General features: G+C 29.5%; 16 protein-coding genes. 14 read left to right on the top strand and 2 right to left on the bottom strand.

What is annotated here, in order from left to right:
• Positions 1-188: 188 nt before the first annotated feature.
• The 9 genes from L3B96_RS12995 to L3B96_RS13035 all read left to right on the top strand — a co-directional run bounded on the left by L3B96_RS12995 (position 189) and on the right by L3B96_RS13035 (position 10,606).
• Complete coding sequence (locus L3B96_RS12995; protein ID WP_238861326.1) at positions 189-1,100, top strand: site-2 protease family protein; 912 nt, start codon at positions 189-191, stop codon at positions 1,098-1,100.
• A 17-nt stretch (positions 1,101-1,117) separates the two neighbouring features.
• Positions 1,118-1,453 (top strand): hypothetical protein, encoded by a 336-nt coding sequence (locus L3B96_RS13000; RefSeq protein WP_238861328.1) that lies wholly within the window; start codon positions 1,118-1,120, stop codon positions 1,451-1,453.
• A 155-nt stretch (positions 1,454-1,608) separates the two neighbouring features.
• The gene (locus tag L3B96_RS13005; protein ID WP_238861330.1) at positions 1,609-3,786 is read left to right on the top strand and encodes a Tex family protein; all 2,178 of its coding nucleotides are present in this window, start codon (positions 1,609-1,611) and stop codon (positions 3,784-3,786) included.
• A gap of 257 nt (positions 3,787-4,043) precedes the next feature.
• Positions 4,044-5,000: a Gfo/Idh/MocA family oxidoreductase gene (locus tag L3B96_RS13010; protein WP_238861332.1), complete on the top strand. Its 957-nt coding sequence runs from the start codon at positions 4,044-4,046 to the stop codon at positions 4,998-5,000.
• Positions 5,001-5,055: 55 nt separating this feature from the next.
• Entirely contained in the window at positions 5,056-5,979 is a 924-nt protein-coding gene (locus tag L3B96_RS13015; RefSeq protein WP_236895682.1) for a DMT family transporter, read from the top strand.
• Between the two features lie 262 nt (positions 5,980-6,241).
• A complete protein-coding gene (locus L3B96_RS13020; RefSeq protein ID WP_238861333.1) occupies positions 6,242-7,546 on the top strand; it encodes an MATE family efflux transporter in 1,305 nt (434 codons plus the stop codon).
• Between the two features lie 20 nt (positions 7,547-7,566).
• Positions 7,567-8,382, top strand: coding sequence for a MerR family transcriptional regulator (locus L3B96_RS13025; RefSeq protein WP_077855887.1), 816 nt, complete (start codon positions 7,567-7,569; stop codon positions 8,380-8,382).
• A gap of 3 nt (positions 8,383-8,385) precedes the next feature.
• Positions 8,386-9,366, top strand: coding sequence for an AraC family transcriptional regulator (locus L3B96_RS13030; protein WP_238861334.1), 981 nt, complete (start codon positions 8,386-8,388; stop codon positions 9,364-9,366).
• 346 nt (positions 9,367-9,712) lie between these two features.
• The gene (locus L3B96_RS13035) at positions 9,713-10,606 is read left to right on the top strand and encodes an ROK family protein (protein ID WP_238861335.1); all 894 of its coding nucleotides are present in this window, start codon (positions 9,713-9,715) and stop codon (positions 10,604-10,606) included.
• Positions 10,607-10,761: 155 nt separating this feature from the next.
• Here L3B96_RS13035 and L3B96_RS13040 read toward each other — a convergent pair whose 3' ends face one another.
• A complete protein-coding gene (locus tag L3B96_RS13040) occupies positions 10,762-12,855 on the bottom strand; it encodes a glutamine synthetase III (RefSeq protein ID WP_238861336.1) in 2,094 nt (697 codons plus the stop codon).
• 724 nt (positions 12,856-13,579) lie between these two features.
• Here L3B96_RS13040 and rhaB point away from each other — a divergent pair.
• From rhaB to kduD, 4 genes are all read left to right on the top strand, one after another.
• Positions 13,580-14,983: a rhamnulokinase gene (gene rhaB, locus L3B96_RS13045; protein WP_238861338.1), complete on the top strand. Its 1,404-nt coding sequence runs from the start codon at positions 13,580-13,582 to the stop codon at positions 14,981-14,983.
• A gap of 134 nt (positions 14,984-15,117) precedes the next feature.
• Positions 15,118-16,374, top strand: a complete 1,257-nt coding sequence (gene rhaA, locus L3B96_RS13050) for an L-rhamnose isomerase (protein ID WP_011967795.1) — start codon at positions 15,118-15,120, stop codon at positions 16,372-16,374.
• 128 nt (positions 16,375-16,502) lie between these two features.
• The gene (gene kduI, locus L3B96_RS13055) at positions 16,503-17,339 is read left to right on the top strand and encodes a 5-dehydro-4-deoxy-D-glucuronate isomerase (RefSeq protein ID WP_238861340.1); all 837 of its coding nucleotides are present in this window, start codon (positions 16,503-16,505) and stop codon (positions 17,337-17,339) included.
• A 24-nt stretch (positions 17,340-17,363) separates the two neighbouring features.
• Positions 17,364-18,146, top strand: coding sequence for a 2-dehydro-3-deoxy-D-gluconate 5-dehydrogenase KduD (gene kduD, locus L3B96_RS13060; RefSeq protein WP_238861342.1), 783 nt, complete (start codon positions 17,364-17,366; stop codon positions 18,144-18,146).
• 398 nt (positions 18,147-18,544) lie between these two features.
• Here the strand turns inward: kduD and L3B96_RS13065 are convergent, their stop codons facing one another.
• Positions 18,545-19,672, bottom strand: coding sequence for a glycoside hydrolase family 88 protein (locus L3B96_RS13065; protein ID WP_236895673.1), 1,128 nt, complete (start codon positions 19,670-19,672; stop codon positions 18,545-18,547).
• Between the two features lie 498 nt (positions 19,673-20,170).
• On the opposite strand from L3B96_RS13065, the gene L3B96_RS13070 reads away from it, so the two are divergent.
• A complete protein-coding gene (locus L3B96_RS13070; protein WP_238861344.1) occupies positions 20,171-21,007 on the top strand; it encodes a sugar phosphate isomerase/epimerase in 837 nt (278 codons plus the stop codon).
• Positions 21,008-21,493 lie beyond the last annotated feature (486 nt).

Raw genomic sequence — 21,493 nt, forward strand, 5'->3', positions numbered from 1 at the left:
TGGATTAGCAATTTATTTTTTAGGTTAATTTAATATTGTTGTAAGCAGCTTTTAATAAAATGCATTTATACTAAGTATAGTGGAGGAGGAGTTTGAGCAGGCATTATACATTATTCTTAGTATAGTTTATTAAAAGTAACTTTAGCTTAATGCTTTAATATCATGTATAAGAAAGAGAAGGAAAATTTATGGACAACGATAAAAATGAATTAGAAAATATTGATTCAAACATAGAGTATGATAATTTGAAAGAAGAAACTGATACCATTAATACGGAAGAACACTTTGAGGAAAATGGTTTAGTTGCAAAATTAAAAGATAAAAAAGGAATTTTAGGAGTAGTAGGAGCTTTTCTATTAGTACTTTTGAAATTTAAAGCTATTTTATTTTTAGTGCTAGGAAAATTAAAATTCTTAATAATATTATTAAAGCTTGGTAAATTTGCATCTACCTTTATATCTATGATACTAATGATCGTCATATACGCTAAGATGTATGGAGTGGCATTTGGAGTTGGCTTTGTATTACTGCTTTTGATTCATGAAATGGGACATTATCTTACGGCTAAATTAATTAAATTGGATGTAAGCCTTCCAATTTTCATTCCTTTTGTAGGTGCTTTTATTAGCATGAAAGAAGAACCTAAAGATGCAGCAACAGAAGCGAAAGTTGCTATAGGAGGGCCTGTGTTAGGAAGTATAGGTGCACTAATTTGTTTATTGTTTTACTTTATATCTGGAGAAGACTTTTTGGCAGCGCTAGCCTATGTAGGTTTTATGTTAAATCTATTTAATCTTATACCTGTTCATCCACTTGATGGTGGAAGAGTGGTTTTGGCTATATCACCAAAGTTATGGCTCATAGGAATACCAATTGGTATAATTGCTCTCTTCAAGGCTTTCAATCCAATTATTGTATTATTACTTATACTTGGAATTGCAAAAGTTATTGAACAATATAGAAATTCAGATAAATCGTATTATGAAGTAAAGACATCTATTAGGTGTATGTTTGCATTAAGTTATTTCGGATTAATGTTACTTTTGGGACTTGGAATAACATATATCCATGGGATTCATTCTTCTGTACTTATTCAATAAAAATTGGAGGGGTAAATATGTATTTTAATATACCAGGAGCAAAAGATATTCTTATTAAAAACTTGACCGGTGAAGACTTAAAGGATATATATTTAAGCTTTGAGGGAATTGAAAAACATCCATTAAAGATATCTAATATAAGAAAGGATGGGCAAGTAGTTAAGACTTTAGTTTTAAGTTATTTGAATAGAGTAACAGAGCTTAAACTCTGCTATTATAACGATGGGCAAAAACAAGAAATCGTAGTATATAATGAATTAAGCAAAAAGGATTTAAGAAAATTAATTCTTGAGATTAGTAAGGAAAATGGGAAACTGAAAGTGAGGACAACTGTAGAAGAAAAATATATATAATTATTGCTTTCAATTAAAATAAGTTTATAATATTAATAGTGATATAGGATTATTGCCATTACTAAAAATAGTAATGGCAATAATGATTTATATGGTAAAATAGTATTGTTGTGGCAATAACTATTTAGGTAATTTAATATAAGCAGGAGGAAATTATGAATTCAATTGAAGAAAGAATTGCAAAAGAATTAGAAATAAAGTTAAGTCAGGTTCAAAATGTTATTGGACTTTTAGATGATGGAAATACGGTTCCATTTATTTCAAGATATAGAAAAGAAGCAACAGGAGGACTTTCAGATGAAGTCTTAAGAAAATTATCTGAAAGACTTACGTATCTAAGAAATTTAGAGGAAAGAAAAGCTGATGTTACAAGGCTTATACAAGAACAAGAAAAATATACTGATGAAATAGGAAAAGCTTTAGGGAATGCAAAGACCTTAACAGAAGTTGAAGATATATATAGACCTTTTAAACCTAAAAAGAGAACAAAAGCAACCATAGCAGTAGAAAAGGGATTAAAGCCTCTTGCAGAACTAATTTTGGAAGGAAAATTAAGTGGGAACCTAGATGAAGAGGCAGCTAAGTATATAAGTGAAGAAAAGGGAGTTACAAATAGTCAAGAAGCTATCCAAGGAGCTTCAGATATAATAGCTGAAAGCATTTCTGATGAAGCTAAGTACAGAAAGTATATAAGAGAATTTGTTATTAGAGAAGGTAATATAGAATCAAAGGGAAGCTCAGATGAACCAACTCCATATGAAATGTATTATGAATATTCTGAAGCAGTAAATAAGATACCACCTCATAGAATATTAGCTATAAACAGAGGAGAAAAAGAAAAAAACCTAAATGTTAAGATAACTGTTAATGAAGATAAGATAATTCAATACTTAGAAAATCAAGTATTAAAAGGCAATGAAACTTTAGATGAAAAATTAAAACTTGCAATTAGAGATTCATTAAAAAGATTAATTTATCCATCGATAGAAAGAGAAATAAGAAGTGAATTAACTGATATAGGTGAAGAAGGTGCTATTAAGATATTTAAAGAAAACTTGAAAGCATTATTATTACAAGCGCCTATTAAAGGAAAAGTAGTAATGGGATATGATCCAGGGTTTAGAACTGGCTGTAAAATAGCGATTCTAGATGCAACAGGAAAGTTTTTGGAAAATACAGCAGTATATCCTACAGTGCCTAAAAGAGATATCGAAGGAACAAAGAAAACTTTAAAAGCTCTTATTGCTAAGCATAATGTTGATGTTATATCCCTTGGAAATGGTACAGCATCAAGGGAATCAGAAGAAGTTATTGCAGAAATGATTACGGAAATAAAAAATGAAACTGGAAAAGAATTAGCATATGTAATAGTATCTGAAGCAGGAGCGTCAGTTTATTCAGCATCAGAACTTGCAACTAAGGAATATCCAGATCTAGATGTTACAGTAAGAGGTGCGATTTCAATAGGAAGAAGGTTGCAAGATCCACTTGCGGAACTAGTTAAGATAGATCCTAAGGCTATAGGAGTAGGACAATATCAGCACGATGTCACTCCTAAAAAGTTAGAAGAATCCTTAGCAGGTGTAGTAGAAGACTCGGTTAACACTGTTGGAGTTGACTTAAATATAGCAACACCATCGCTTTTAACACATATTTCGGGAATAAATGCATCTATCGCTAAAAATATTGTTGACTATAGAGAAGAAGTTGGAAGATTCACTTCAAGAAAAGAATTATTAAAAGTTAAGAGATTAGGTCAAAAGGCTTATGAGCAATGTGCTGGATTTTTAAGAGTTGATGATAGCAAAGAACCTTTGGATAATACATCTGTGCATCCAGAGTCTTATGCTATAGCTAAGAAGCTAATAGAATTACTTGGTTACAATAAAGAAGACCTTAAGAATAATAAATTAGGTGACATTGATGAAAGAGCTCAATCTCAAGGATTAAAAAAATTAAGTGAAACATTAGAAGTTGGGGAAATGACTCTAAAGGATATAATAAAAGAATTAAAGAAGCCAGGCAGAGATCCTAGAGAAGAAATGCCAAAGCCAATATTAAAAACGGGAATAATAGAACTTAAGGACTTAAAACCCGGTATGGTTTTAGCTGGAACTGTTAGGAATGTATCTGATTTTGGAGCATTTGTAGATATAGGAGTGCATCAAGATGGATTAGTTCACAAAAGTCAAATGGCAAATAGATTTGTAAAGCACCCTTTAGATATAGTTAAAGTTGGAGATATAGTAAAGGTGGCGATATTGGAAGTTGATGAAAAGAGAAAGAGAATATCATTAACTATGAAAGATATTGATGAATCAGCAGAAGTATAGCTAACATAATAAATTAAATTTAAAGTCTTAAGATTATGAATATGTTCATTCTTAAGACTTTTCTGCTTACAAATTTTTTATAGTAAGAAATATATGATTGCATACTAATAATTATTTAATATGTTCTAAGTATTGTGGGTATTTTTGTACTAGCGATTAGCGTGTATGAATGGAGAGTATGATATAGTAATATAGAATAGTATTTTTAATAAATAAAGATGAATAAAATTGTAGGTTTATAATGAGGAGGAAAAGTAATGATTAGATGGGGAATTATAGGACTTGGAAATATAGCTTTGAGATTTGCAAAGAGTTTATCATATTCTAATGAAGGTAAACTATATGCTATAGCATCTAGAACTAAGGAAAAACGTGATGAATTTTATGATAAGTATAATTGTGAGAAAGTTTATGAAAATTATAATGAATTATTAAGAGATGAAGAAGTGGATGCTGTATATATAGCATTACCTCACGGCTTTCATAAACACTGGTCCATCGAAGCTTTAAGGCATAAAAAGGCTGTGCTTTGTGAGAAGCCTGTAGGGATAAATTCGGAAGAAATGAAGGAAATAAAAAAAGAAGCTGTGTTAAATAATACATTCTTTATGGAAGCAATGAAGACAAGGTTTATTCCAATAATTAGTGATATTAAGAAAGTAATAAGAAATAAAGAGATTGGAGATATAACGGCTATAGAAGCTAATTTTTGCAATAATGTAGAAAACATTAAACCGGGATCGTATTTATTAGATAAAGACCAAGGTGGGGCGTTACTAGATATAGGAATTTATCCATTGTCATTTGTAATGGATATGATTGATTCAGAGGTTAAAAGTGTCAAATCTTACATGGATATAAATGAGTCAGGAGTTGATTCATATTTCGAAGCAAAGCTTACTTTTGAAGATGGAGTAATAGGAACTGTAGAAGGGGCAATTGATAGAAATAAAGAAAGGACAGCTATTATTAGAGGAACAAAGGGATGGATGGAGATTCCGATGTATAATAGACCAAACAAAGCTGTTGTTAATCTAAATTCGGGCAAGTCATATACAATTGAAAAAGATATAGAATTTGATGACATGTATGCAGAGGTTAAGGAAGTTCATAACTGTTTAAAAGAGTCAAAGCTTGAAAGTGATTATTTAACTTTAAATGAGTCAATTCGAGTTATGGGAGTATTAGATAGAATTAGAATGAATGCGGAATAAAAAGTGATTGGATGAACTACTTATAATGATTAGGCGGGAGAGAGAAACATATAAAATGGATGAAGTGAAAGTTTATACTAACAGAAAAAATATTGTACTTTTAGCAACATTGTGTTGCTTTTTATGGGGAAGTGCATATCCGGCTATAAAAGTTGGATATTCACTATTTAATATAAGTGATGTAGGCTCTAAATTAATTTTTGCCGGATATAGGTTTACACTTGCAGGTATTTTTATACTCATATTTGAGCTTATATCAAAAAGAGTTATATTTAAATTTACTAGAAAGCAATTTGGTCAGATAACTTTATTAGGTTTAACTCAAACTGCACTTCAATATATATTCTTTTATGTGGGAATGTCATATACTACAGGGGTTAGAGGATCTATAATAAATGGAACAGGAACTTTTGTAAGTATAATTCTAGCTCATTTTATATATAAGAATGATAGGTTAAATTTAAATAAGATAATAGGATGCGTTATTGGATTTATAGGAGTAGTAATTGTTAATTTAAATGGAGAATCATTAGGAGGAACATCTGTCACTTTTAAAGGTGAGGGGTTTATAATGATTGCTGCAATAATATTTGCTGTGTCAGCAATATATGGAAAGAAGATAACGCAAACTCAAGAACCTTCAATAGTAACTGGTTTTCAGCTATTTATAGGAGGAATTCTTCTTACAGCATTAGGATTTGCATTAGGAGGTAGCTTAGAAGGATTTACGGCGAAATCAACATTACTACTTATATATATGGCATTACTATCATCAATAGCCTTTACTGTTTGGACACAATTATTAAAATATAACAAAGTAGGATTAATATCAGTATTTAATTTTTTAATACCTGTATTTGGAACATTGTTATCAGCATTAATCCTAGGAGAAAATATATTTGATATCAAGATATTAATAGCGCTTCTTTTAGTTTGTTATGGAATATTTCTAGTTTATAGAGTTAAGAAAGAAAAGTAGAATGGGCATATTGTGTATAACATATATTTAGAAAACTCAATTTTTGTAAGGAAATTTTTTAACTTATGAGAATGGATGCATAATTAAATTCTAAATAAGGAGATATTGATTTAGGATTGATATAAGATTATTATGGATAGCGATTTTATAAAAGAGGACTTGCTTTTAGGCAAGTCTTCTTTTATAAAGAGGTTGACTCTATTCCAACTATAGACTTTATAATTTATATTAGGAAATATATTTGTAAAGGGAAGATAAAAATATGTTTAAAAAGTTTTTAAAATACTCTATTCCATCAGCATCGGCTATGTTTGTATCGTCATTATATACAGTTATAGATGGTATTTTTGTAGGTCGAGGTGTAGGAGATTTGGGGTTAGCAGCGGTTGCAATTGCAATGCCAGCTACAATAGTTTTATTTGGAATAGCTACAATGTTTGCAGTTGGTGGAGGTGCTCTAGTTTCTAAAAACTTTGGAGCTAAAGATAAAGAAAGAGCAGTATATATTTTTCGCCAAGCATTTAAATCAATTATAATATTAAGTAGTATTATTAGTTTTGTATTTATAGTTTTTTCGGAGTACATAGTAGTTCTTTTGGGGGCAACTGAAAATTTGAAGGAGTTGTCGGCAGAATTTTTGAGATACTATTCATTGTTTTGTATACCTAGTTTGTTAGGAATAACTTTGAATGGATTCATTAGAAATGATGGAGGTCCTAAGTTAGCTATGATATCAACGATAGCTGGTACAGTGGTAAATATATTATTAGATTATATATTTATATTTCCTTTAAATATGGGGGTTAGGGGAGCCGCTATTGCTACTGGACTTGGGCAAGTAGCGACAATAGCTATAATACTGCCTCATTTTTTAAAGAAGAAAGGTCAATTAACTTTTGGAAATGTGAAGCTAGAAATGAAAGTGGTTAAAGAGATTATTACCATAGGTTTCCCATCGTTTTTTGCAGAAGCAGCCTTTTCGATAATAATATTCTTCTATAATATAGTTTTAGGAATCTATATGAGAGAGGAAGGAATTGCGTCATATAGTATAATAAATTATATAACTACAAATATTTATATGATGCTTCTAGGTGTTAGTTTAGGAGCCCAACCATTAATAAGTTACTATTTTGGAGCTAGGGATACAAAAAAGATGTTTACATTTTATAAGTTTGCACTAATAGCGTCAGTCTCGGTAAACTTATTGTTTACCTTAGTATGCTTTATATTTGGAAAAAATCTTATAGGTTTGTTTACAACAGATAAGGAATTAATAAATATAGCGTATATTGGACTTAATATGACTAATTTAGCTTATTTTTTCACAGGTTTAAATTTAAGCACATCGATGTACTATCAATCTATAGAAATGCCAAAGTTCTCTAACTTAATTTGTGCTTTTAGATCTTTTGTATTTTTGCCAGTAATTTTATTTTTAGCTGCACATTATTATAGTACAAATGGAATATGGGCTAGTATGATTTTTTCAGAAATATTAACGTTTTTAGCAGTAAACATTGTTACTAATACAAAAACTAATACAAAAAAAGCTATATCAGTATAAGGTGGCAAGGGGGATAAATATTGAGTAATTTTTCTATTGGGGAAATGTCAAAATTGAATAACATATCAATTCAGACACTGAGATATTATGACAAAATAGGTTTGCTAAAACCAAAGGTCATTAGTGAAAAAAGCCAATATAGGTATTATAGTATAGAACAATTTTTTCAAATGGATGTGATTAAATATTATAAGACATTGGGATTATCCCTAAATGAAATAAAAAAATTAATGGGTAGAAGCACTTCTATGGAAGAAAAACTTGATATGATAAATTTTCAGCAAGAGGTTTTGGAAAATAAACTAATAGAAATGGAAATAATAAAAAATCACTTAGAGTATATGAAAAACACAGTTTCTTCAATTATTGAATATGAAACTGATAAAATATTTATTAAATATAATGAAAAAAGGGAATATATAAGTTATGATTGCGTTTCAGCCACTATTGATGAATTGGAAATTAATTATAGAAAAGTAATGCCTAATAGTGAAAATCAGCTAGAAAAATTAAGTTATGAATTATCCTCAATGGTTTCCTATGATGAGTTAAAAGAAAAGATGGTTTATAAGAATATAATGACAAATAATTATATAAGAATGCTAAAAAATGAAGGAAGGGCAATTGTCTTACCAGAGGGAGAGTATATAACAATATATTTTGAAGGAGGATGTTTTGAAAATAAGAAATATTATAATAAAATTATTGATTATATAAATACGAATAATATTAAGATAAGTGGCGATTTCCATGAAGTGTATATCCTTCCTCAAGTAAATGAAGATGGAAAAGAGAATACTTTGATGAAGCTTGAGATAATGAAAAAGGAGAATTAACATATGTTAAAAGAAATTCATGATAAACTGATTGCTCTGACAGATGAAGAAGTAAACATTTTAAGTGGAGAGAATTCTGTAAATAGAAGCATTTATACAGACGATGGAAGTTTCATTGTAGATAGCAATAAACTACTACCAAGTGGGGAACTAATAGATATTAGAAAGCATATTAGATTTATTAATTTTCCAAGTCATAATCATAATTACATTGAGTTTAATTATGTTTATCAAGGCAAGCTTACTCAAATCATAGATAACAATGAAATAACTTTACAAAAGGGCGAATTAATTTTCTTGAATCAATATATAACTCATGAGATAAAAGCATCGGACAAAGAGGACATAATTATTAACTTTATAATCAGGCCTGAATTTTTTGACTATATAATAACTCTGTTAGATAAAGAAAATATAGTAAGTAAATTTTTACTAACTACATTATATACAGATTATGATGAAGGAGAATATCTATATTTTAAAGTTTCTGAAAGAAAAAATATTCAAGAGTTATTAGAAAAAATAATAATTGAGCTGTATACTAATTCGATAATGAAAAAAGCGACAATAAAATTGCTAGTAGGGCTTTTATTAGTGGAGTTAGTAAAAAATTCACAGGATATAGAGACATATTCTGTGGATAACTATGAGAAGATGTTGATAATTCAGAGTCTTAAATACATAGAGGAATTTTATAGTATAGCTACTCTGCTAGAGCTCTCAGAAAAATTAAATCAACCAGATTATAAACTTAGCAAATTAATAAAGAAACATACTAAAATGACTTTTAAAGAATTATTGCAAGAAAAAAAGTTAAGCAAAGCAGTTGAATTAATCAAATTAACTGAGTATTCGATTATTGAAATAATTGAGTTTGTAGGATATGAGAATCCAACATACTTTTACAAAATATTCAAGAAAAAATTTGGAATGACGCCTAGAGAATATAAAATGAACAGAATTAACAATTTTAGATTTACTTAAATTAGAAAAGTTTCTAAGTTGAAATGAAAGGAATATATAACTTTTAAATAATTCAATTTATGTTTAAAAATTATTTATTCCGCAGTGCTATAGTTTAGAATAAATTTTAATAAGTTAATCTCTTTTAACATATATAATGCATAATTTAAGAATGAAGAAGCTATCTTAATGAAAAGCTGAGAGAGCTTTTTTTGTTAATAATTGAGATGCTTTGAAGTTACTTACTTTGAATTGAAAGAGGTTTAACATTATGCTATGATTATTTTAGTAAACGTTATTTTTGTAAATATTAGGGCATAGAGTGTGGGCAAATTAAATTTTAAAGATAATAATGAGGGGTGTAGAGATGAGATATTTAGTGTTAGATGTTGGTGGAAGTTCTATTAAGTATGCACTGATGACAGAGGATTTGGAGTTTATTGAGAGGGGGAAAAAACCAACACCACTTGATAAAATTGAAAGTTTTATAGATGTAATAGGTGAAATCTATGATATATATAAAGATGATATAGAAGGAATAGCTATAAGTATGCCAGGAGTATTAGATAGTGAAAAAGGTTATGCTTATACAGGTGGTGCACTATCATATAATGAAGGTAAAGAGATTGTAAAAATTCTTAAAGAAAGATGTCCGATAAAGATTACAATAGAGAATGATGGAAAATGTGCAGCTTTAGCAGAGGTTTGGAAAGGAAGTTTAAAAGATTTCGATGATGGAGTTGTAATAGTTCTAGGAACAGGTGTGGGTGGAGGAATAGTTCGAAATAAGAAAATCCATAAAGGAAAAAACTTCTTTGCAGGTGAGTTTAGTTTTATAAATACGAATGTAAATAATACTGAGAATACGGATGATTGTTGGGGATCTATAAGTGGTTCTAAAGCATTGATAAATGAAGTTGCAAAGGTAAAAAGTCTTCCGCCGGATGAATTAGATGGGTATAAAATATTTGAATATGCAAATAACAACGATCCAGATATTCTTAAAATTTTAGATGATTTCACTTATAAGCTAGCGGTACAAATTTTTAATTTACAGTGTATATTAGATCCAGAAATATTTGCAATCGGTGGAGGGATAAGTAGTCAAGAGATATTGATACAATATATTAAGAGGAATGTGGACAAGTATCAGAAGAGTTTTGAAATTGATGATTTACCACTACCTAATGTAGTTAGCTGTAAGTTTAGAAATGATGCTAATCTCATAGGAGCACTATACAATTTTATAACTAGCAAATAGAATATAATTGTATTAAATGTTAATGATATTTTCTAGAAGGGTGTCATTAGCATTTAGCCTTTCTAATAATAACATTATATAAATTAACTTAGTAATAATATATAAAATGGAGTGATTCCTTTTGGAATCACTCCATTTAATATAAAGATTTTATATTAAACGTTGAATAACATATCGCTATAAGTTGGAAGTGGCCAGAACTCTTCGTCTACTAGAGTTTCAAGTTTATCAGCATCAGCTCTTAAAGTATTCATTTGTTCAAATACTTCATATCTGTACATCATTCCTAAATCGAATATATCTCCATCGAAGTTATCAGCTTTTTCAACTAATTTTTCAAGAAGGGCAACATTATTATTTAATGAGGCTGTTAATGTTGAAACTTCAGTTAATAATTCAGTTTGAACTGATATGTCTGCATTCACACCAGTAGCTTTTATAGTATTAATTGATTCTGCAAGACTTGTAGCAAACTTAATTACAGCAGGTAAAATTTGACGTTTTGCCATTTCAAGTGTTGTTAAAGCTTCAATATTTATAATCTTATTGTAGTTTTCTAAAGTGATTTCATAACGAGATGTTGATTCTACTCTAGTTAAAACTCCATGCTTTTCTAATACAGCTTGATTCTTTTCATCTATCATAGCTTTAGCAGCTTCTACAGTTGAGTGGATGTTTGGAAGCCCTCTTCTTTCTGCTTCAGCAACCCATTCATCTGAATATCCGTTACCGTTGAATATGATTCTCTTATGGTTTTTAACGATATTTGTTAAGATTGATTGAATTTCAGTATCTAAATCAGTAGCTTTTTCAAGTTTATCTGCAATTTCAGATAAAGTTTCAGCAACTATAGTATTTAATACAAAGTTACATCCAGCAATTGAAGCAGAAGATGGAACCATTCTAAATTCGAATTTATTTCCAGTGAACGCAAATGGAGAAGTTCTGTTTCTATCAGTTGCATCCTTTGGAAGTGGAGGTAATGTATTTACTCCAATAGTTAATTCACTTGCAGACTTAGAACTTGTAGCTGGACCCTTTTCAATTTGTTCTAATACATCCTCTAATTGATCGCCTAAGAAGATAGAGATTATAGCAGGAGGAGCTTCGTTAGCACCTAATCTATGATCATTTCCAGCATTAGCAGCTGATACTCTTAATAAGCTTGGATATTCATCAACAGCTTTTATTACAGCACAAAGGAATAAAAGGAATTGTTGATTTTCGTGTGGAGATCTACCTGGTTCAAGAAGATTCATTCCATCATCAGTACCCATTGACCAGTTATTATGCTTACCTGATCCGTTTACGCCAGCGAATGGTTTTTCATGAAGCAAGCAATATAAATCATGTTTTGCAGCAACTTTCTTCATTATTTCCATTGTAAGTTGGTTATGGTCAGTCGATATATTTGTTGTGCTAAATATAGGAGCTAACTCATGTTGAGCAGGAGCAACTTCGTTATGCTTAGTTTTAGCTAATATTCCAAGCTTCCAAAGTTCTTCATCTACTTCTTTCATGAAATCAGAAATTCTTTGTTTGATTGTTCCAAAGTAATGATCTTCAAGTTCTTGACCCTTTGAAGGTTTTGCTCCGAATAATGTTCTTCCTGTTAAGATAAGGTCTTTACGAGCATCATACATTGACTTATCGATTAGGAAGTATTCTTGTTCAGGACCAACAGTTGTAATTACTCTTTTAGTAGTAGTATTACCTAATGCTTTTAAAACACGTAGAGCTTGTTTGTTTAAAGCTTCCATTGAACGTAATAATGGAGTTTTCTTATCTAAAGCTTCTCCGTTATAAGAACAGAATGCAGTTGGTATACATAAAGAACCATCTTTTAGGAATGCTGGTGAAGTACAATCCCATGCAGTATATCCTCTAGCTTCAAAAGTAGCTCTAAGTCCTCCTGAAGGGAATGAAGATGCATCTGGTTCACCTTTGATTAATTCTTTTCCTGAGAATTCTAATATAACTTTTCCGTCAGAAGTTGGATTTATAAAAGAATCATGCTTTTCAGCAGTAATTCCAGTCATAGGTTGGAACCAGTGAGTAAAGTGAGTAGCACCTTTTTCAACAGCCCAATCTTTCATTGCAGCTGCAACAACATCTGCTACATCTGGTTCAAGAGTAGTTCCTTTTTCAATTGTCTTTTTTAAAGCTTTGTAAGTAGCTTTAGGAAGACGTTCTTTCATTACAGCATCGCTGAATACATTTGAAGCAAAAATTTCATTGATTTTGTTCATTAATAAGATCCCCTTTCAGAATACACAACATTTATTTAAATTAATATTAACTAATTAAAAACATTAATAATTTAAAAAAAATTTTAGAGTATAAATGATAAATTGTCAACAAGAAATAAGAAATTGCTACATATAAACTCCCACCATATAAATTCATATATGGTAAAAAATTCATATTAAAAAATAAAAAGCTAAAGAATTATTTTAATATTCTCTAGCTCCTTTGCTAAAATCTTATTCAATTAATAAATTAAACATAGTTAATATATAACACTGCTAAGACTGCCATAGCCTTAAGTATTTTCTATAATAATTATACTATATTGTTGTAGGTTGTACAATACAAAAATCCGATTTTTTGAAGTAAGAAATTAGTAGAAATTTAAATATTTATATTACATTTCTACCAATTTTATTTAAATTTATGTAGTAAGTTAAAGGTAATTGTTTTTATAGATAACATACTTAATTATAAATAAAGTTAGTGATATGAGATTTTTACTAAGGCTGAGATTATAAGGAGGATTTTTAATAACAATTTAACCTAGCGTTATTTATATTTATGTAGTAATTCTTAATATAAAAAATTATATTAAGAAGATTATAAAGTTTTAGTAGTGCAAATAAGGATAATAATTTATACAAATGCCGATATTAAAAACGGTTTTTTAATACAATATAATTTAACTATAGAGTGATGTATGAAGAGAACAGGAGGAGAGAAATGGAGTACTATTTAGCTATTGATATTGGAGCTTCAAGTGGAAGACATATTTTAGGTTCAGTAGAAAATGGAAAGATAAAATTGGAGGAAATATACAGATTTGAAAACGGAATTAGTAAAATAGGAAATGAATATTGTTGGAATATAGAACAATTATTTAAGGATATAAAAAAAGGAATTAAGAAATGTAAAGAAATAGGGAAAATACCTACTAGTATAGGAATAGATACCTGGGCAGTAGATTTTGTTTTGCTAGATGAAAACGATAAAATGCTTGGGAACGCCGTATCTTATAGAGATGATAGGACTGAAGGAATGATGGAGGAAGCATTTAAGATTATTCCAAAAGATATGATGTATTTATATACAGGTATCCAATTTCAAAGATTTAATACGGTATATCAATTACTTTCCATAAAGAAGAATAATCCAGAAGTATTAGATGAGGCAAAAACTTTCTTAATGATACCTGATTACTTAAATTTTTTACTCACAGGAAAAAAGATAAATGAATACACAAATGCATCATCAACACAGTTAGTTAATTCTTTTGAGAGAACTTGGGATGAAAAAATACTGGATGAGCTAGGAATTAAGAAGGATATCTTTCAAGAGATAAAATTACCTAAAACTAATCTTGGTACTTTGAGAAAAGAACTGGCCGAAGAATTTGGATTTGATATGGAGGTGATACTTCCTGCAACCCATGATACTGGATCAGCATTTATATCATCAGTTTGCAATGACAGCGACAGTGTTTACCTGAGTTCAGGAACTTGGTCATTGATTGGTGTTGAAAATAGATTCCCAATTTGTGTGCCTCAAGCTATGGAACATAATTTTACAAATGAAGGTGGAATAGACTATAGATATAGATTCCTCAAAAACATTATGGGCCTATGGGTAATCCAAGAAGTTAGAAGGAATTTAGATAATAAATATTCTTTTGGAGAATTAGTAGATTTGGCAAAAGAACATATTGATTTTTCATCAATAGTAGATGTAGATCATGACAGATTCCTCAAACCAGAAAACATGGTTGAGGAAATAAAATTATATTGTGTTGAAACCAGTCAAAAGGTTCCTCAAGAGGTAGGGGAGATAGCTATGTGTGTATTTAATAGTTTAGCTCACTGTTATAAAAAAGCTGTTTATAATTTAGAGGAAATCTTTGAAAAGAAATTTGAAAGAATAAATATATTTGGTGGAGGCTGTCAGAATAATCTTTTAAATGAATTGGTTTCTAAAGTTACAGGGAAAGAAGTACTTGCAGGTCCAGTTGAAGCTACGGCCATAGGAAATATTGTTGCTCAAATGATGAGTAAAGATATTCTTAAAGATTTAAGTGAAGCTAGACAAGTAATAAAAGAATCTTTTGATATTAAGATATTTAAATCCAATTAATTTGTTCACTCTCTCAATAGTATAAATTAAAATATTCAATTCTTTACTGCTATTTGTTTGAAATATATAGTGAATTATTGAATATTGCAAATAAAGATAATCAGTAAATTTAAATATAAATAGGAGGCATAAAAATGAATGTTAAAGAAAAATATGAATTAGCTAAAAAAGAATATGAAAAATGGGGAATAGATGTAGATAAGGTTTTAGATGAACTTAATAAAGTTAAAATATCAATTCATTGCTGGCAAGGTGATGATGTTAAGGGATTTGAAGTAGTTCAAAATGAGTTATCTGGAGGAATTCAATGTAATGGTAATTATCCAGGTGCAGCTAGAAACGCTGAAGAACTTAGAAAAGATTTAGATAAAGCATTAAGCTTAATTCCAGGAAAACACAAAGTTAATCTTCACGCAATTTATTTAGAAACTAATGGCGAATTTGTAGACAGAGATGAAATAAAGCCAGAACATTTTGCAAATTGGGTTAAATGGGCAAAAGAAAATGGGTTAGGGTTAGATTTCAATCCGACAATATTTTCACATCCAAAGTCAGCAGATGGATTAACACTTTCCCATCCCGATAAAGAGATAAGAGACTTTTGGATAAGACATTCAATTGCATCAAGAAAAATTGGAGAATATTTTGGTAAGGAATTAGGGCAAACTTGCTTAACTAATATTTGGATTCCAGATGGATACAAAGATATTCCGAGTGATAGATTAGGACCAAGAAGAAGACTTAAAGAATCTTTAGATGAAATTTTTAAAGTTCAAATAGATAAAAAATATAACCTTGACTGCGTTGAGTCAAAAGTATTTGGGATAGGGGCAGAAGCTTATACAGTAGGTTCAAACGAATTTTATTTAAATTACGCAGCTAAAAATAACATAATGTCATTAATGGATACAGGCCACTACCATCCAACTGAAGTTGTTTCAGATAAACTTTCTGCAATGTTATTATTCGATGAAAAAGTAGCTCTTCACGTAAGTAGACCAGTTAGATGGGATTCAGACCACGTTGTAGTTTATGACGATGAACTTAAAGAAATAGCGAAGGAAATAGTAAGAAACGATGCATTAGATAGAGTAATTATTGGTCTTGATTTCTTTGATGCAAGTATTAATAGAATTGCAGCATGGACAATTGGTTCAAGAAATATGATAAAAGCTTTATTAAATGCAATGTTAACACCGAATGATAAGCTAAGGGAATTACAAGAAGAAGGAAACTTCACAGAAAGATTAGCTTTAATGGAAGAATTTAAAACTTATCCAATGGGTGATATTTGGAATTACTATTGTGAAAAGAACAATGTACCAGTTGGTGAAAGCTGGATCAAGGAGGTAAAGGAATACGAAAAGGACGTTTTGTCTAAGAGAAATTAATTTAGGTTTGTAATAAATAATATTCAATTTGTAAAGATAATATAGTATTTAACAATAAAATATAAAACAAATAAGTTTATAGCGGTTATGTAATTGACTATAAACTTATTATACAAGGAGAGAATATTATGAAAATGGAAATTAGATACTCAAATCATCCAGAAGATTCTAAACAGTACGACACAGAAACGTTAAGAAGACATTATTTAGTTGAGAAAGTATTTGTCGGTGACGAAGTGAATTTAGTTTATAGCCATAATGACAGAATCATATTTGGAGGAATTACACCAGTAAAAGAAATATTAAAGCTTGGAGCTTCTAAAGAATTAGGAACAGATTACTTTTTGGAAAGAAGAGAACTTGGAGTTATTAATGTAGGTGGAGAAGGAACAATTATAGCAGATGGAGAAGAATATAATCTAAATTATAGAGATGGATTATATGTTGGACAAGGTACTAAAAATATAGAATTTAAATCAGCTAATGGAAAAAAGCCAGCTAAGTTTTATATAAATTCTGCACCAGCACTTAAATCATATCCAACAGTAAAAATAGATTTGGAAAAAGCTAATAAAATAAAATGTGGCGATGAAATAAACATGAATAAAAGAACAATAAATCAGTATGTTCATCCTGCAGTATGTGAAAGCTGTCAATTAGTAATGGGATTAACAATACTTGAGCCAGGAAGTGGATGGAATACAATGCCATGTCATACTCATGAAAGACGTATGGAAGTATATTTATATCTTAATGTACCTGAAGATCAAGCAGTAATTCACTTTATGGGTGAAGGACAGGAAACAAGACATATAGTAATGAAGAATGAGCAGGCAGTAATTTCACCAAGCTGGTCAATTCATTCGGGAATTGGAACTCAGAATTATTCATTTATATGGGGAATGTGTGGAGAAAATAAGACTTTTGATGATATGGATCATATAAAAATTGATGACTTAAGATAAAAGAAGAAGAGGAGAAATAGAGTAATGTCAAATATTTTAGATGAATTTTCAATGAATTTTTTTAGATTGGATGGAAAGATAGCCATAGTAACAGGAGGAAATACAGGACTTGGTCAAGGATATGCAGTGGCATTAGCTAAGGCTGGAGCTGATTTGGTAATTCCAACTTACGATACAAATTGGGACGAAACTAGACTATTAATAGAAAAAGAAGGTAGATCAGTAACATTTGTTCAAGCAGATTTAACAAAAAAAGAGGATAGAGAAAAAGTAGTAAAAATAGCAATGGAAGTGTATGGCAAAATAGATGTATTAATTAATAATGCTGGAACAATAAGAAGAGCACCACTTCTTGAGTATAGAGAAGAAGATTGGAATGCAGTAATGGACATTAACTTAAATGCAGTATACTTTCTAAGTCAGGAAGTTGCTAAAATTATGGTAAATCAGGGGTCTGGTAAAATAATTAATGTAGCATCAATGTTGGCGTTCCAAGGAGGAAAATTTGTACCGCCTTATACAGCAAGTAAGCATGGAGTAGCTGGAATAACAAAGGCATTTGCTAATGAATTAGCAAGCAAGAATATTCAGATTAATGCTATAGCACCGGGATATATAAAAACTGCAAATACTGCGCCAATAAGAGCAGACAAAGAAAGAAATGCAGAAATACAAGGAAGAATACCGGCAGATAGATGGGCTGAACCATTCGATTTAATGGGAGCAATAGTATTTTTAGCAAGTAGAGCATCTGATTATGTTAATGGACACATATTAGCTGTTGATGGTGGCTGGCTAGTAAGATAATCATAAAAATCCTATAACGGCGAGATAAATGCCTTGTTAAAATTATATGAATATTTTAACAAGGCATTTTTAGATTGTTGTATTGGATACTACTCAAGCAATGCAATATAATTGCAAATGCCTGTAAATTAATAGAAATTTCAATCTAACAATAGTTTAATAAATATTATGTATTGATGTGTTGAATAAGATAGCGTATGGAAAATAAACTCCAGAAATGTGTGCTAAAGAAGCGTATGATAGTTTAGATAGAACATTAGGCATTGTAAGAAAATATTAAATATTAGAGAAAAATTAATAATCCCCATTCTCAAAATAGAAGATGGGGATTATCAATGTATAATTTCAATATTTGAAGCAATGATTCAAATATATAATATTTTTAGAATAAATTAGTATTAACAATCAATATGATTAAGTGCTTCAACAAGAGCCATTATAGTCAATGATTGGCCATATGCCATTGGAGCTATAATTATATTCCTATAGTGTTCTTTATTATAGCCCATTCCAGTTCCACCAGATACATTTAATACAGTTCCATCTTTTGCTATATTATTGCAAATTGCTTCTATAGCTTTTTGACCAGCAGGTTTAAATGAATCGTCTAATATCCCTAATCTTATTCCTGTTAGTATCCCAGCAGCAATTGCGGCTGAGCCAGATACTTCTTCATAACTTGTAGGATCATCTATAACTGTGTGCCATAATCCAGATTTAGATTGGTATTTAACTAAAGTCGTTACTTGAGCCTTAAATGTATCAATTAGAAATTTCTTTAGGCCTGAATTCATTTTACCGTCAAACATTTCAATATAATCTAAGATTCCAAATGTGAACCACGAATTACCTCTACACCAGAATACTTCTCCAAAATTACTATTTTCATTGAAACTCCATCCGTGATAGAATAGACCTGATTTTTTATCATATAAGTATTTTATATGAATAAGGACTTGATGAATCGATTCATTAATCCAATCTTGTCTATTATATTTTTGTCCCATTCTATTTAAAAATAATACAGTCATAAATAAAGTATCTATCCACATTTCGCTTTCGTTTAGCCTAACCCCTTGTCTATCGCCATTAGCACTAGTAACATGCTGGAATCCACCTTCTTTAGTTCTTGGAAGACAGTTCATAAGCCAATCAGCCCATTTTAGGCAAAGGTTTTCAAAATCTGTATTTGGACTTACATCTAATAGATTTATAAGTGTTAATAGAGGGGCAGTTGTATTAATGTTTTTTGATGGTAATCCATTTGATATATTATTTTTATACCATTCATTTAAAAAATCCAGATATTTGTTGCTTCTATCGTGTTTGTCTAACTTTAATAAGCCATATAAACCTACACCTTGTGGCCAATCCCATTCTTGAATTCCAAAATCTCTTGGAAACATTCCTATGGCTTCTCCGCCTTCTTTAGTTAATTTTTCTTCATCTGTTGGTCTATCTAAGTTTAAAAGTTTATCAACAACTAAGTCAAGTTTTGCACGTAATTCTTTTTCTGTTAATTTCATTTTATATCACCTCATAATATTTATTTGTAAAGAGCATTATAAACAATACTCTAAAGTTTTTGTATTTTGAAATAATGAATAAAAGGTATCGGTGTAACGATTAATTACAATAAATTTAAATCTCATGTAAGTGTTAACAATATAGTTATTATAATAACTTAGTGAATTTATTGTAGTATAAATTAAAGTTTTCTATCATTTATTCTCAATTCAAATTATACATCACGAAACAAAATAAATCTACATAAAAACAAAATAAAATAAAGAAAAAGTAAAAAAGAAAATGATTATTTAGTAGTGAAAATTAAGGGGGTAAATTAAATATAATTAGAGAAAAACCTTACAAATAGTGAGTTTGAATAAAATAAAAGTAAGGAAATATATATATTGTTTTATGTTGTTTTTAAAAATAAAGCAAGTAAATGATGTTGAGTTTTGTTAAAAAAGAGTTTATTATCTATATAAAGCTATATTTATTTTGAGAAAGGAATTACGATTATGAGAATTGGAGTTAGAGGACACGATATTGGACTTTATAAGTTAGATGATATAGGAAGAATAATGAAGGAAAAAGGGTTGAAAAGCGTTCAATTCGTAGCGAAAAAAATAATATCTGAATTTGAAGTTACTAGAGGATGTATGACACCAGGGATGGCCCAATACATAAATAATACTTTGAATAAATATGAAGTAACTGTAAGTATTCTTGGGTGTTATATTAATTTAGCTAATCCAGATGATAATGAACTTAAGGAATCATTAGATACCTTTAAAGAGCATATACGTTTCGCAAAATATTTGGGGTGTAATGTAGTTGGAACAGAAACTGGAGCTTTTAATAAGGAATATATTTATACAGAAAAGAATAATACAGAGGAAGCCTTTTTAAGGAGCCTAAATTCAATACGAATACTTGTGAAAGAAGCAGAGAAGTTCGGGATTGTAGTTGGAATAGAAGGGGTTACAAAGCATATAATGAATACTCCAGAAAGGTTAAAAAGAGCTTTAGATAATGTTGAATCAAATAACTTACAAGTTATTTTCGATCCGATTAATTTTATAGATGAAAGTAACTATGATAAACAAGACGAGATAATAAGAAAATCTTTTGAACTATTTGGTGATAGGATAGTGATTATACATGCAAAAGATTTTATCTATAAAGATGGAAAGGTACAACAAGTGTCTATTGGAAAAGGTCAATTTAACTATCCATTATTACTAAAACTAATAAAGGAAAGAAAACCATATATAGATATAATTCTTGAGGATACAATACCTGAAGATTTAGATTCAAGTATTAAATATATAGAAGAAATATACAAGAGTTTATAATGAATAATTAAATGTATATATAAAATGAGAAATGGCATGGAAATTTATATTTTCTATGCTATTTTTATATTAAAAAAGTATTAAATACAGATCTGTGATAAAGGAGGGAAGATAAATATTGCACTAAAACGTTAACATATAGCTATTTGAGATTGTTTTTAAAACAAAACTAACATAAACAAATAAAAAACAAATAAAATAAAAGAAATTATATTGACTTTGTGTTGGAATGGAAGTAATATATAAGTGTAAGTGATGTAAATGTTTTAAGTAACCGATGACAAGATTAAAATGTTAGATATTAGAATACTTAGGAGGAATGTCATGATAAAAAGAATTTTATAAAAAACTTTTGGTAAATGATACTTAGATATATTTAATAAATACATACTATATAAAATATTAAGAGAAATTGATTTGATAAATTGAGGAAGAATACAGAATTAAACTAAGAATTAAAAATGGACATGCATTAGGCTTATTATA

The organism is Clostridium sp. YIM B02569 (assembly GCF_022320765.1).
Classification (GTDB): Bacteria; Bacillota; Clostridia; order Clostridiales; family Clostridiaceae; genus Clostridium; species Clostridium beijerinckii.